Source organism: Bacillus sp. FSL R5-0439, assembly GCF_038008805.1.
Classification (GTDB): Bacteria; Bacillota; Bacilli; order Bacillales; family Bacillaceae; genus Bacillus; species Bacillus safensis.
The window spans coordinates 2,019,587-2,034,098 of record NZ_JBBOZW010000001.1; the positions used below are offsets into that span (position 1 = coordinate 2,019,587).

The 14,512-nt window shown below is 41.2% G+C and carries 15 protein-coding genes; all 15 read right to left on the bottom strand.

The window, feature by feature from the left end; genetic code table 11:
• Nucleotides 1–59: 59 nt before the first annotated feature.
• The 15 genes from NST59_RS10200 to trpE all read right to left on the bottom strand — a co-directional run bounded on the left by NST59_RS10200 (nt 60) and on the right by trpE (nt 14,438).
• Nucleotides 60–827, bottom strand: a complete 768-nt coding sequence (locus tag NST59_RS10200; protein WP_039179522.1) for a menaquinol-cytochrome c reductase cytochrome b/c subunit — start codon at nt 825–827, stop codon at nt 60–62.
• Between the two features lie 41 nt (nt 828–868).
• Nucleotides 869–1,543 carry a menaquinol-cytochrome c reductase cytochrome b subunit gene (gene qcrB, locus NST59_RS10205; RefSeq protein ID WP_003215804.1) on the bottom strand — a complete coding sequence of 225 codons (675 nt, stop codon included), beginning with the start codon at nt 1,541–1,543 and terminating at the stop codon, nt 869–871.
• Nucleotides 1,544–1,545: 2 nt separating this feature from the next.
• A complete protein-coding gene (locus NST59_RS10210) occupies nt 1,546–2,052 on the bottom strand; it encodes a ubiquinol-cytochrome c reductase iron-sulfur subunit (RefSeq protein WP_007500911.1) in 507 nt (168 codons plus the stop codon).
• Nucleotides 2,053–2,196: 144 nt separating this feature from the next.
• On the bottom strand, nt 2,197–2,643 hold the full coding sequence (locus NST59_RS10215; protein WP_144490272.1) for a YpiF family protein: 447 nt from the start codon (nt 2,641–2,643) through the stop codon (nt 2,197–2,199).
• 61 nt (nt 2,644–2,704) lie between these two features.
• On the bottom strand, nt 2,705–3,244 hold the full coding sequence (locus tag NST59_RS10220; RefSeq protein WP_008344562.1) for a ReoY family proteolytic degradation factor: 540 nt from the start codon (nt 3,242–3,244) through the stop codon (nt 2,705–2,707).
• Between the two features lie 75 nt (nt 3,245–3,319).
• Nucleotides 3,320–4,591 (bottom strand): tetratricopeptide repeat protein, encoded by a 1,272-nt coding sequence (locus NST59_RS10225; protein WP_039179527.1) that lies wholly within the window; start codon nt 4,589–4,591, stop codon nt 3,320–3,322.
• Between the two features lie 279 nt (nt 4,592–4,870).
• Nucleotides 4,871–6,157, bottom strand: coding sequence for a 3-phosphoshikimate 1-carboxyvinyltransferase (aroA, locus tag NST59_RS10230; RefSeq protein WP_144490273.1), 1,287 nt, complete (start codon nt 6,155–6,157; stop codon nt 4,871–4,873).
• A 10-nt stretch (nt 6,158–6,167) separates the two neighbouring features.
• Nucleotides 6,168–7,283 carry a prephenate dehydrogenase gene (locus tag NST59_RS10235; RefSeq protein ID WP_144490274.1) on the bottom strand — a complete coding sequence of 372 codons (1,116 nt, stop codon included), beginning with the start codon at nt 7,281–7,283 and terminating at the stop codon, nt 6,168–6,170.
• 115 nt (nt 7,284–7,398) lie between these two features.
• Nucleotides 7,399–8,496 carry a histidinol-phosphate transaminase gene (gene hisC / locus NST59_RS10240; RefSeq protein WP_144490275.1) on the bottom strand — a complete coding sequence of 366 codons (1,098 nt, stop codon included), beginning with the start codon at nt 8,494–8,496 and terminating at the stop codon, nt 7,399–7,401.
• An 11-nt stretch (nt 8,497–8,507) separates the two neighbouring features.
• Nucleotides 8,508–9,311 carry a tryptophan synthase subunit alpha gene (gene trpA / locus NST59_RS10245; RefSeq protein WP_041109616.1) on the bottom strand — a complete coding sequence of 268 codons (804 nt, stop codon included), beginning with the start codon at nt 9,309–9,311 and terminating at the stop codon, nt 8,508–8,510.
• The gene (trpB, locus tag NST59_RS10250; RefSeq protein WP_144490276.1) at nt 9,304–10,506 is read right to left on the bottom strand and encodes a tryptophan synthase subunit beta; all 1,203 of its coding nucleotides are present in this window, start codon (nt 10,504–10,506) and stop codon (nt 9,304–9,306) included. Before trpB ends, trpA begins: the two co-directional genes overlap by 8 nt.
• Nucleotides 10,487–11,146, bottom strand: coding sequence for a phosphoribosylanthranilate isomerase (locus NST59_RS10255; RefSeq protein WP_144490277.1), 660 nt, complete (start codon nt 11,144–11,146; stop codon nt 10,487–10,489). The genes trpB and NST59_RS10255 overlap by 20 nt, the downstream gene beginning before the upstream one ends.
• Nucleotides 11,147–11,151: 5 nt before the next feature.
• Nucleotides 11,152–11,904: an indole-3-glycerol phosphate synthase TrpC gene (gene trpC / locus NST59_RS10260; RefSeq protein ID WP_039179548.1), complete on the bottom strand. Its 753-nt coding sequence runs from the start codon at nt 11,902–11,904 to the stop codon at nt 11,152–11,154.
• Nucleotides 11,897–12,919: an anthranilate phosphoribosyltransferase gene (gene trpD / locus NST59_RS10265; protein WP_144490278.1), complete on the bottom strand. Its 1,023-nt coding sequence runs from the start codon at nt 12,917–12,919 to the stop codon at nt 11,897–11,899. Before trpD ends, trpC begins: the two co-directional genes overlap by 8 nt.
• Nucleotides 12,891–14,438 carry an anthranilate synthase component I gene (trpE, locus tag NST59_RS10270; protein ID WP_064497534.1) on the bottom strand — a complete coding sequence of 516 codons (1,548 nt, stop codon included), beginning with the start codon at nt 14,436–14,438 and terminating at the stop codon, nt 12,891–12,893. Before trpE ends, trpD begins: the two co-directional genes overlap by 29 nt.
• Nucleotides 14,439–14,512 lie beyond the last annotated feature (74 nt).

Genomic DNA, 14,512 nt, shown 5'->3' on the forward strand with positions numbered 1-14,512 from the left:
GACAGCGCCAGCTTTTTCTCTTTTGAGTATATCCTTGTACTTGCATTTAAACAACTGAATTATTTTGATTTGACCTCAGATAAATATTTAGAGAGCTTCTCGAGTTCTTCATCACTGCCTTTAAAGACACCCTTAGGCATGTTGCCTTTTCCTTCTACAGCGATTTTAGCGATCTCCTCAGGCGAAAGACCGTTGTCAACGAGTGACGGTCCGGCTGCTCCGCCCTGCATGTTATCCCCGTGACAGGAGATACATGTCTGCTCTTGATAAATTTTATACTCTTCAGCTGAAGTATCAATCTCTGCTTCTTTCTTAATCTCACCTTGTTTTGCCGCTGCTTCCCAATCATGGGTTGCAACAGACTCCCACGTTAAATATGTTGCTGCGCCGACTGCAAGGATCATCATCCCGACTGCAATTGGTCTTCTATACGGTCTGCGTTCTGGACCTGAATCAAGAAATGGTGCGAGCAAAAGTGCACCAAACGCGATTCCAGGCATAATCATCGCGCCAACGACAGTGAAGCTACCTGCAGCAAATTCATATTTTAATAACTGGTACAAAAATAGGAAATACCAGTCTGGCAGCGGAATATAGCCAGTATCTGTTGGATCGGCCATCCGCTCAAGCGGAGGCGCATGAACAACAGTTAGGACAAGAAATCCAATTAAAAAAACGGCACCTACAAGCCATTCCTTTAAAAGAAAGTTCGGCCAAAAGGCTTCTGTTTTTCCCGGATATTCGGAATAGTCTTTAGGTATGTTAGGTTTTCTTTCTGCCGGTATTCTGGAATCTCCGACAAACTTCATCCCTTTTCCCCTATGCAAAGTCATCCCCTCCTCATTGAACATTCATCAAACGCAACATTTTATAGCGGTCCAGAAATTCCTTGCTTACGAATCATAATAAAGTGGGCAGCCATCAGCCCAAATAATGCCGCTGGCAAGAAAAAGACGTGGATAGCGAAGAATCTCGTCAGCGTTTGTGCCCCTACAATGTCAGGATGACCTGCAAGCAGCGTTTTGATCTCTTTACCAATGAAAGGTGTTGCTTCTGCTATTTGAAGACCAACCTTCGTCGCAAACAGCGCCTTCATATCCCATGGTAAAAGATAACCTGTAAAACCAAGTCCAAGCATCACAAAGAAAATGAGCACACCAACAATCCAGTTCAGCTCTCTAGGCTTTTTATACGCCCCTTGGAAAAAGACCCTTAGCGTATGTAAAAACATCATCACAATGACTAAACTCGCACCCCAGTGATGCATCCCTCTGACAATCTGGCCAAATGCCACTTCATTTTGCAAATAATAGACAGATTCCCAGGCATTTTTAATATCCGGCACGTAATACATCGTTAAAAACATGCCCGACAGGACTTGTATGACTGTCACAAAAAACGTTAAACCGCCAAAACAATACACAAAAGCGGAGAAATGATGTGCTGGATTGACGTGCTCTGGCACCTCGTGATCCGCAATATCTCTCCATATCGGTGTAATGTCTAGCCGCTCATCTACCCAATCGTAAATCTTGTTAAGCATCGTTACCCTTCCCCTTTCGGCACAGCTTTTCCAAGATAGAGGTATCCGTCCTTCACTTGCTGCTTATAATGGTCAAGCGGTGCAAGCGGTGGAGTTCCGGGTACGTTTGTACCATCCTTGTCGTACAGCCCATAATGGCACGGGCAGAAAAATTTGTTTGGATTTTTCGGATCACTGTTCCAGTTCACTGTACATCCTAAATGTTTACAGATTGGCGATAAAGCGACAATTTCATCCCCTTCTTTGTACACCCATGCTGACCTAGATTCCTTTGACTCATACCATGCATCTACTTGATCAATTTTAAAGTCAAAGCGCTTCGGTTCCTTTGTCAGTTCATCTACACTGACAACTTGAACCATATCCTGATCCTCTGTTCCTTTTAGCACAGGGTCAAGCGCAAAGCGAACCATAGGCATGAGCATTCCAGCGGCCATAAATCCCCCCACGCCGGTCAACGTGTAATTCAAAAATTGACGCCTGGACACTCCATGTCTCTTCTCGCTCATTTTTTTCTCCCCCCCTCAGGTCGTCAGCTACTTTATAACTGAATTAGAAAAAATTTCATAAAACTAGGACACCCTCATAATATATCAATCTATTCACAAGGTCAACATCCTAAAAAGCTATGTACAATGCAAATGTAAGGGTTTTTATGAAGGGTTCCATTTTTGTAACAAAAAGTTCAAAATTTGTTCTACACTGTCTTGAATGACTTTTTGCTTTAATTCAACCTTCAAATGCTCCAGCGGAACCGGCTTGAGCAATAATAGCGATTCGCTAATCTCAGCATGCTCTTTCCACTGGTGATCAGATGTGATCAGTGCGACATGCTGAAAATGATCTTTGAGCGACTGCTTCATTGTGAATATGTCTTCTTGTTTCCGGTCACTCACTTCTAAATATGTATGTGGTGGAAAAAGAAAAACCCGCCCTTTTAATTGTCTTTCAAGTTCCTCTGCTACAAGAATAGTAAACTCTCCTAAAGACACGGTTTGTTTCATTTGATCTGCGTTAATCCCAACTAATGGAATGATAGCGGTATCAATGTAAGCTTTAGATTGCAAAAAGCGATCTGCGTCCTCTGCTTGAAACTTCATCAATTTCCCCTCTTTCATGACATAAGCCCTGCCTGTATAGGGCAAGGCTTATTCGTTCAGTTTATGACAATAGGCTTAATTCTTTTGCCAGCTTATTAAATGTTTCTTGATCATGACGGTCGAGTGCTTCATCTATCTCTTTCATGAGCCGTTCTTTTTGGAAAGTTGCGATTGAGTGCTCAAGCACTTTTTCAGCAAGATCCTTATCTTTTTCGTTCTCATAAAGATCCTTTGGAATATGGGGATTTGTTTCAAGAACAGCTGCATATTCCGGCGAACGATAAGCAGAACGGAAATTCAATTGAATAAACAAATCCTGCTGTTTATTCAAACGAATATCATGAAATGACTTTTCAGCATCTGTCGTCATGATGTTTTCTTTATAAAATCTAAAGGGAACTTCATCCACACAGTGTGTTGACATGATGATTCCCCTTGGGCAAAATTCTGCTTGCTCTACAAAATGAACCTTTTCCATCAAAGAGTCGTGACTCATTAAATAATTTAATATCCAAACACACTCTCTTCGCTTCAGCTGATAATGGTTTAAGAACCACCGGATAAATTCCTTCTTTTCATTGACAGAAACAGGGGTCTGCATGTTATTCCCTCCTCTATCGTAAATTAAATTGCTATACATGAATTATTCAACAAACCAGTTCTTCATTCCTGCAAACTATAAGGAAATTTCGTCTTCAATTCTTAAAATCGTTTCTTCAATTTCTTCATTCGTGCCATCTTTCTCTAGAACTTTGCGTAATAACGGCAGTGCTTCTTTTTGTCTGCCCTCTTCTAAAAGGAACGAAGCGTATTCATATAAAAAGTCACGTTCCTCATCAAAATCAGGCAGGGCAAGCTTGAAATACTCGGCAGCTTCTTTGTATTCTTCTCGCCCGACAGAAGCAGATGCAGCATACCAATTCCATTTTGGATCATCTTCCCCAAAGCTTTTAACCTCTTTAATAACATCTAGAATTTCATCAAACAGCTCTTCATTTAAATAGATCGCCAGCAATGTTTGAACTGCTTCAATATAACCCGGATCGAGAGCAAGTGCTTCTTGAAGCAGTTTTTTCGCATCTTCTGAATCCCCATTTTTCAAATCAATCTTGGCACCATATAAATATAATTCTTTGTTATACTCATCAACTTTAATACCCTCTTTTACTACCTCTAAAGCCTCGTGATATAGTCCTTCTTCCTCATAACTTTTCGCTAAAGGCATATAAAGTGACGAATAGGATGGATCAATATCTTTCAGTTCTGTAAGCTGCTGAATGGCTGTTTTTGTTCTGCCAGCCCTCATCGCTGTAAATCCGTAGCCAAAAAGAGTGTTCGGGTCTGCTTGATCTTTTACTGCCTTTTCGTACCATTCAAGTGCATCCTCAAATTCTCCAGCTGTACTGAGTGATTCAGCAAGCCGCTGATACACATTGACCCCGCCAACCTCATGCTGTTGATCTGCCACTTTGTAGAAAAAATCAGCCGCTTTCTTTGAAAGACCTTGAGAAAAATACAACTCACCTAATGCAAAATCGATGATAGCTTCATTCGGAAGTAGTTCTTTCGCTTTTAAAAGCTTTTGTTCACTGACTTCAAATAGTCCTTGCATTTGATACAAATCTGCCATTAACAATAAACTCTCTGGGTACGCATCATCATCTTCAGGAATCGTTTCTAATACTGCAATCGCCTTCTCTTCTTCATCAGAGTCAATCAGCAGCTCTGCATAAAAACACGTTAAACCTGTTTCCTCTGGATATAAATCATGTAAATCACTGATGAGATTCCGTGCTTTATCGATATCTCCCCAATCATAATATAATTGAGCCGCTTGCGCCTTTTCTTCATCATGCAAATGCTTCTCTGCTTGAGCAAGTGTTTGGAGTCCTTTTTCAGTCTCACCCGCCTCAACTAATTTTATGGCTTCTTGTAATGAACTATTCAAATCAAACCGTTCCTTTCTGTTTCCAAAAACCTAAACTATTGTTACTTCATATCATAATCGACAGGTGCACATCCAGCAAATATGTTGCTCTTTTAAAATGAACCCATTTTTGTGTTTTAAAGACTGTTTTTCATTTCATCCTATACGAAACTGATGATTTGTAAACTGCAGACACTATTTTTATCGGACAAAATGTTTTTTTCAAGGTTTCACCTTGAGACAAGCTATGCTATATTTCTGACAAATATGCAGAAGGAAAGAAAAAGCCTGAGGACATCCTCAGACTGTTTTCGTTAAATATTCAATGTGTTCAAAGAAATTTGGGTATGAGACACGAACAGCTTCCGTATCTTCAATCTCAATTGCTTGCTTTGTCACACATGCGGCAATTCCCAGCATCATACCGATACGGTGATCTCCGTAGCTTGAAACGACTGCGCCGCCTTGAAGCGTAGTTTTACCATGAATCTTCATACCATCATCTGTTGCTTCAATATCAGCACCGAGTTTTTTAAGTTCTGATACGACTGTATCAATTCGATTGGTTTCTTTTACTTTTAACTCAGCGGCATCTTTAATGATTGTTGTTCCTTCTGCTTGGGTCGCAAGAAGCGCAATAATCGGAATTTCATCGATGAGTCTTGAAATCATGTCACCAGAAATTTCAATCCCTTTTAATGATGAAGTAGAAATGGTTAAATCACCGTACGGTTCTCCGCCTTTGGCATCTACTTCATTGATCTCAAGATTTGCCCCCATAAGTTTCAGTACATCAATAATACCTGTTCTTGTTTTGTTTAGCCCGACATTCTTTAAGACAATCTGGCTATTAGGAACGATTGATCCAGCTACAAGGAAAAATGCAGCTGAAGAGATGTCCCCAGGAACAAATATATCTGTTGCTGTTAATGTTTGGCCGCCTTCAATGGAAACACTTTGTTTATCTTCATCTAGTTTTACACCAAACATTGAGAGCATTCTTTCTGTATGATCTCTTGATTTATGTGGTTCAATTAATGTCGTTGTGCCCTCTGCTTGCAGCCCAGCTAAAAGGACAGCGGACTTAATTTGTGCACTTGCCACTGGAGATTCATAAGTTATGCCTTTTAAATGACCGCCACGTATAGATAGTGGTGTATACTCGCCATTTGCTCTGCCGTCTATTTTGGCTCCTAGTTGTTTAAGCGGACCCGTCACACGTTTCATTGGTCTTTTGGCAATACTCTCATCACCAATTAGTGTACTGTGGAACTCACAACCAGCTAATATTCCCATCAGTAATCGAATGGTTGTACCAGAGTTGCCAACATCGAGAATGTCAGACGGCTCCTTGAGCTCTTTCAGTCCCTTACCATGAATGACAACATCTGTCCCTTTTTGTTCAATTTCAACGCCCATCTTTCTAAAGCAATCAATCGTACTTAAACAATCAGCTCCAGGAAGAAAGTTTTTCACTACTGTGGTTCCATCAGCAATTGCACCAAACATCACTGATCTATGTGAAATAGATTTATCACCTGGGATATGAATTTCTCCATTCATAGGAGCATTTTTATGAATTTTCATGTTTGTCACCTCAGTCAGCATAAAATGTATCGTAATTCGCTCTATTTTTTATACAGATTTCTGCACGCTTGCGGTCGTCATCTGTTTGAAAACTAATGCGTAAAATCCCATTAATGTCTTCCCGCGTCTCAATAATACGGATATTTGTAATACTAATGTTTTCACTTGCTAGATGCCCTGTAATCTCCGAAATGACCCCAGGGTGATCCGGAACATCGACATACAGATCATAAAAAGAAGGAATAGCTCCTTTTTTCCTTAGAGGAAGTCCATCGCGATATTCCTTTGCATCTTGAAAATAAGAGAACAATCCTTCAGCATCTTCTTGCTGTACGAAGGTCTCAATGCGGTTAATCTCTTTTTTCCATTCATGAAAACGGTCTAAAATCTTGTGTTTATTGTGCAGCAGGATATCCCGCCACATTGCAGGATTACTTGAAGCAATTCGTGTGATATCACGAAAGCCTCCAGCAGCAAACCGTTTAACAAGTGGGAATTGTTCTTCAAAATGATGCGCTTGATGCACAAGGCTGGCTGCAACAATATGAGGAAAATGGCTAATGACACTTGTCACAGCATCATGTTCTTCTGGTGTCATCTCGATGAAATGAGCATTTGTCCCCTTTAACAAATCCATCAACCGATCAACAGCTTGACGGTTTGTTTCCTTTGCAGGCGTTAAAATGTAGAACGCATTTTCAAATAAAAAGTCTTTTGCTGCAATAACACCTGACTTATGAGAGCCTGCCATTGGATGTCCACCAATAAATTGGTAATGCTCAGGCAGCGCTTTTTCAGCAAAATGGACGACCTTTTGCTTTGTGCTGCCGACATCAGTGATTGTGAGCTCTCTTTCAATTCCAGAGTCTGCAATATCACTAAGCATCTTTACTGTTTGCTGGACAGGTGTTGCCAAAATAATGGTCGAAGATTCTTCTAAACCCGCTAGAAACGAATCAGCTGTTGCATCAATAATTCCCAGCTTTGTTGCAGCAACCATTTGCTCTTTGGAAACATCAAATCCTACAATTTTTTTATGAGGATACTCTTTTTTAATCGAGAGTGCAATGGACCCACCGATTAAACCGAGTCCAGCGATTAATATTGTTTCGTTTGCATCGTTCATATTCATCACCTGATTTTTCACGAAAATTAAACAACCTATTTCAACAGCTTATATGTATAGGAGGTTGGTACAATGAAAGCCATATCCTGCATTAGGATATGACTTTATGGTTATGCTACGCACGAATGCCTTGCAGTAAATCGGCAAGTGTACTTAGAATTTCTTCATTTTGCTCTTTTGTTCCGACGGTAATACGTAAAGAAGTCGGAAAACCAAGTGCTTTACCGGAACGAACAATGTAACCTTTTTTCAATAATGCATTGAACAATTCATCTGCATCTCGTTTAAAATCAATCAGCACAAAGTTTGTTTGAGATGGATAGATATATAGTCCAAAACGGTCAGCGAAATCTTGGTATTGCTTGAGACCTGCTTCATTTTTCTGTCTGCATGATTGAATGAAGTCTTGGTCTTTTATCGCTGCACGCGCAGCTGCCTGAGCGATACGGCTAGTATTAAACGGCTCTCTCGCTGGTTCAATGGCAGTAATCAGCTCTTCTGATGCAATCCCGTAGCCTACTCGAAGTGCTGCAAGTCCATACGCTTTAGAAAACGTTCGAAGTACAATGACATTTTGATAGGATTGTAATAAAGATAAACTGTCTGGAAAATCTTCTGCACGAACGTATTCAACATACGCTTCATCTAGTACAACAAGCACGTGAGCCGGCACTTCGTCTAAAAACGCCACAAGCTCAGATTCTGACAAATGATTTCCTGTCGGGTTATTTGGATTACATACCCAGACAACCTTCGTGTTTTCATTGATCGCATCCAGCATGCCCTTCAGATCGTGAGCTCCTCCGTCTAAAAGAGGCACTTCTCGAATTTCAGCATGTTCAATCACTGCATTGTGACGGTATTGCGGAAAAGATGGAGATGGGATGACGGTATTTGTATGTTGATCAAGGAATGCTCTTGCAATAATTTGCACAAGTTCATCTGAGCCATTCCCGAAAATTAATTGTTTTTCACTTACTTGAAGAAATTCAGCCAGCTCCGTTCTTAAACTTGCGCTGTATCCATCTGGATAAATCGCTAAATGTTCGAGCTCGGCCTGTATCGCCTCTCTTGCATGTACGGAACATCCAAAAGGGTTTTCATTTGAAGCCAATTTCACAATTTTGTCTAATTGATATTCTTTTTTGACCTCTTCAATTGGTTTCCCAGGTTGATACGGTTTAAGCTGTTTTAATTGATCTTTGATTTGCAAAATGTTTCACCTCATTTGAATGAATAGAGGGGACTAAATGTTTTTGCATATGTTTCAAATTCTCTTAAAGCCTCTTGACGTGTATCACTTGCCAGCAATTGTTCTTGAAGCTCTTCAATTTTTTTCACAAGTGCACTGCCGACAACGACGCCGTCACTCAGTTTATTCATTGAGTCTACCTGCTCTCTTGTTGAGATGCCAAAACCGACCGCAACCGGTATGTGACTCAGCTGTTTCACTTGTTGAATAAAATCTGTAATTGACGCGTCAAAGGATTGTCTGACACCTGTTACACCAAGAGATGAAACACAATACACAAAACCTTCTGCCTGCTCTACAATGTTTACTAATCGTTCCTTGCTTGTTGGTGCAACGAGTGAAATATATGAAATGTCATGTGTTTGACAGTTCTTTTGCAGCTCGCTGCTCTCTTCAAACGGCAAGTCGGGTGTTAGGAGTCCCGAAATATGATTTTTGCGCAGTAAAGCGAAAAAGTATTCTGTGTCTAATTGTAACACAGGATTATAATACGTAAATAGAATTACAGGAATTTTTACACCGTTTTTTTTCATCTTCCCTGCTAATTCTATCGCTTTTACGATATTCATGCCATGATTTAGAGCTCTTTTGGAGGCTCTTTGAATGACAGGACCGTCCGCTAGTGGATCGGAATAAGGAACACCGAGTTCAATCGCATGTGCACCGGCTGCTTGAAGGGAGATAGCTAAATCAATCGTGATATCTTCTGACGGATCTCCTGCTGTGATAAATGGGATGAATAATTTTTCGCCTTGCTCTAATTGAAATCTAATCATTTTGTTTTCCCTCACTTTCAAGCACGTTCATTAATGTATGCACATCCTTATCGCCTCTTCCTGACAGGCAGACAAGGACGATTTCATCTTCATTCATCGTCTTGCTTACCTCAAACGCCTTGACGAGCGCATGTGCAGATTCAATTGCTGGAAGTATTCCTTCTTTTTCAGTCAGCAGTTTTAGGGCATCTAGTGCTTCTTCATCTGTCGCACTCACATATTGAACCCGTCCGCTCGCATGTAAATAGGCGTGCTCTGGTCCAATTCCTGGATAATCTAAACCAGCGGAAATCGAATATGGCTCAATAATCTGGCCAAATTCGTCTTGGATTAAATAGGTCAAAGACCCGTGGATCACTCCTTTGGTTCCTTTCGTGATGGTTGCAGCATGGAGCGGCGTATCGATTCCTTTTCCAGCAGCCTCTACACCAATGATATCTACCTCTTCATCTAAAAATGCCCGGTACATTCCAATGGCATTACTTCCGCCGCCGACACAAGCAATCACTTTATGTGGAAGCCTTCCTTCTTTTTCAAGCAGCTGCTCTTTTGCTTCATCACCAATCATGCGCTGGAACTCGCTGACGATTTGAGGATACGGATGAGGGCCTACAACGGAGCCGATCATATAAAAATGATCACTGCAGTGCTGAACCCAATAGCGAATGGCTTCGTTTGTTGCATCTTTTAATGTACCATTTCCGCTTGTGACAGGTATGACTTCAGCGCCAAGCAGTTTCATTCGGAAGACATTGAGTGATTGTCTTTCCACATCTTCTTTTCCCATAAAGACCGTGCAGGATAACCCGAACTTTGCGGCCACCGTTGCAGCAGCTACTCCGTGCTGACCTGCGCCAGTTTCCGCGATGATGTTTGATTTCCCCATTTTTTTTGCAAGCAGAGCCTGCCCAAGCGCATTGTTAATTTTATGAGCACCTGTGTGGTTTAAATCTTCTCTTTTTAAATAGATCTTTGCGCCGCCGAGGTATGCTGATATTTGATCAGCATATGTAAGCGCAGTTGGTCTGCCTGAATAGTTTCGAAGTAGTGATACATATTCTGCTTGAAAAGCAGGATCTTCTTTTAATTCACGAAATGCCTGTTCAATTTCTGCAAGTGGCTGCATGAGCGTTTCCGGGACAAATTTCCCTCCGAATTCTCCGTATCTGCCAATTTCATTTGGATATGCGTACATCATTAAACATCCTTTCTTCGAGCGCTTCGATCTTAGCGCTGCTTTTCTTTCCGTTTTCTTCTATTCCGCTTGAAAGATCGATCGCTTCTGGACCATAGGCGAGCAGATCTGCTATCGTTTCTGGTGTGATGCCGCCTGCAATTATGCAAGTTTTCTCCAGCCGTTTTGCATGTTTAACGTATAGAGGCACTGCTTCCCAAGCAAAAGCTGTTCCAGAGCCGCCTCTCATCCCTTTTACTTTCGCGTCAATAAGGAAGCCATCGACAACAGGCGCAAATGCCGTCATTTTTTCAAGCGTTCTTGTTACATCAGACTCGTGATGGAACACTTTCCAAACGACAGCCCCTGTTTGTTGTTTGATTTCTTTTACGTCATCCTGCGTTTCATCTCCATGAAGCTGTACGATATCTAAAGGTATCTGTTTTGTGATCTCGCGCACTCTTTGAATCTTTTCATTTACAAATACACCGGCAATCTTTTTCTCACACTTTGTTTGGGTGAGCCATTGTTTCACTTGATCTGGAAGGACTTGTCTTTTACTTGGAGCAAAAATAAATCCGATGGCATCTGCGTGAGATTGCGCAATACATTCCACATCTTCTTGTGATACTGCCCCGCAATATTTTACATAATGCTTCATCCTGTTTATTCTCCAAACAATGTCTGAACGGCTTTTTCTTGTGATTGTTCTCTCATTAATGATTCTCCTACAAGGACTGCACCCGCTCCATGATTCTTCACAAAGGTTAGATCATCAAATGTTTGAATCCCGCTCTCACTCACTAGTAAGACCTCTTTTGGAACGAGGGGGGCGATCTCTTTTGTTTGTTCAACTGTTGTTGTAAATGTATTTAAATTCCGGTTGTTCACTCCAATGATTTCAGGAGTGAACAACTTTAAAATATTTTCCAGTGTATCTGCTGCATGTACTTCGACAAGGACATCAAGTCCATTCTCTTTCGCTTCAGCATAGAGCTCGTGCAGCTTTTGCGGCTCAAGTACTTCTCCAATTAATAAAATGGCATCTGCTCCTATACGTCTTGACTCTTCTACCTGTATGGAGTCAATGATGAAATCTTTTCTTAAAATTGGACGATCTACGTGTTTTTTAATGAGGGATAAGTATTCATTTTTTCCTTGAAAGAATGGTTCATCCGTTAAAACAGATAAGCAATCAGCGTTGGATTTTTCGTAAGCTTTTGCTGTTTGTAAAGGATCAAAATTTGGTTGAATGATTCCTTTGGAAGGAGACGCCTTTTTCACCTCAGCAATTAGACCAATTGAGCGATGAGGATTCATGAGTGCTTCTTTAAATGATCGTCTTTCAAAGTGTTCATCTACTGGTAACTGCAATGTTTGGACATGTTCTTTTTTGCGGGCAATGATTTGATTAAGCATAAATCTCTTCCTCTCTCGTTTTTTGTTTTAAACGAGCCAATTGTTCTTTGGCTGCGCCGTTTTTAATCGTTTCAATCGCTTTTAATGTTCCTGCCATGAGGCTTTCTGACTTCCCTGCGACATATAAAGCCGCTCCAGCATTCAGGGCTGTAATATGAAGCGGCGCTCCTACTGTTTGATGATTCAATATATTCTGAATCAATTTAGCACTCTCTTCCGGTGATTGGACCTGAATATCTGATAAATATCCTTTTTGCAGCCCAAAGTCTTCTGGATTGAGTGTATATTCTGTCATGACATCTTTTTTGAGTTCAATCACATATGAATTTGCTGTAATCGTTAATTCATCAAGCCCATCTTCTCCGCAAACAAACAGCACATGTTCTGGCTCTAATGGCGCAAGGGCTTTTGCCATTAATTTTGCCTTTTCCTTTGAGTAGACGCCGATGATTTGCTTTTTGGCTTGCATTGGATGGCAAAGCGGGCCTAATAGATTAAATACCGTCCGGAAGCCGAGCTGCTTGCGGACTGTGGCTACTTGTTTCATAGATGAATGATACAATGGTGCAAATAAAAAGCCCATGTTTTTCTCTTGTATTTGTCTTCTTGTTTCTTCCGGTGTGGATTGAATGTGAATCCCAAGACACTCTAGTACATCGGCACTCCCGCTTTTAGAAGAAACTGATCGATTTCCGTGTTTGGCGATTTTGGCTCCAGCAGCGGAAGCGACAATCGCAGCGGCAGTTGATATATTAAAGGTTGAGAGTCCATCGCCTCCCGTGCCGCAAGTATCAACAACATCAAGCGATCGTTCCATTGGTGCTGCATTTTGCCGCATGGCTTTCACAAAACCCGTCATTTCTTCAGCGGTTTCTCCTCTATGCGCTAAAATCGAGAGACTTGCAGCGACTTCAGCATCTGTTAAAAAGCCGCTCATCATATCTTGCATGAGTTTATTTGCTTCATTTTCTGATAGAAAGCCTCCATTAACAAGAGCTGATAGTCGGTGATTCATCCTGCACACTCTCCTTTTCTGAGAAAATATGTTCCGCAAGCTGAATGGCTTTCAGAAGTGCTCCTGCCTTGTTACAAGTCTCTTCCCACTCGTTTTCTGGGACAGAATCAGCCACAATGCCGGCGCCTGCTTGTATAGAAGCGGTCTGATTTTTGACGCTCATCGTACGAATGGTAATACAGGAGTCGATATTACCGTCGAATCCAATATAGGCAATACAGCCGCCATACGTTTCCCTTGGCTCAGGCTCCATTTCATTTAATAATTGCATCGCCCTTATTTTCGGGGCACCTGTTAATGTGCCTGCTGGGAAAGCGGACATGAGCGCATCGACTGGATGTGTATCCCGCTTTAGCTTTCCTGTCACAATGGAGATAATGTGCATGACATGTGAAAAATTCACTACTTTTGTAAAGGTCGGTACGGACACACTGCCGTATTCTGCCACACGGCCTACATCATTTCTGGCAAGATCCACTAACATGTAATGCTCCGCTTTTTCCTTTTCATCTTCAAGCAGCTCTTTTGCTAGCTCAGCATCCTCTTCTCTTGTTCTTCCTCTTTTTCTTGTGCCTGCAATAGGATGGATTTCTAGATGCCCGTTTTTGGCATGGATTAATCGTTCTGGCGAGCTGCCGACTAAATCACGATCTTTTAATTTCATAAAATACATATATGGAGATGGATTCACAATCCGAAGCACGCGGTATAACTCAAATGAACTCACTGATACAGGGATATCAAATCGCTGCGAGAGGACACCTTGGAAAATGTCACCCGCTCGAATGTATTCTTTGATTTTTTCTACGTCCTTTAAAAATTGCGCTTTTTCATAGGTTGACGTCACATGTTCAAAAGATGGCGGCTCGTTCATATTCCCTGTTAAAATCAGTTCTTTCATATCAGTCTTTGAATGGAGCTTGTGAATCATCTGTTCAAGCTGTTTTTGATTTTCTTTGTAAGCGCGTATTTTTTCGTCTTCTGCTTCATGTCCGGTTAGCTGGGTGTACTGGATAAAATGAACATGATTCGTTTCATGATCAAAGGCGATCATCGTTTGGCAGACAAATAATGTGCAATTATCTGCCAGCGATGCGTTTCGATGAGGCCTGACAGAAGGTTCAATGTTTGGAATCAGATCGTAGCTTAAGTACCCAACTGCCCCACCTGTAAATGGGATATCAATATTTGGCGCTTTGATTTGATATTGCTCTTTCATCCAATCCAGCAGTTCTTTCAGCTCTTGCTTTTGCATGACTTCCTGCCCCGAAGCGTCACGTGCAATGTATTTGTTTTGGTCATCATGCAAGGTTAAAAACGGGTGCAATCCAATGAAAGAATATCTCGACCAGCTGGAAGACTCATCTTTGCTTTCTAGCAAATACACAATATCTTGTTTGAGTTTTTCAACAATTTGAATCGGTGAGAGCGTATCGACTGTAATGGTTTCAACAATTGGGATTGTTTTGTAGGACTCACTGTCCTTTAAAAATTGGGTCAGGTTTGATTGGGAATTCATAAGCACACTCCTTAAATGGGATTAAGGAGAATGAGGGGACATATAGAGGGTTTGTATGAGTATACGAAATAAGC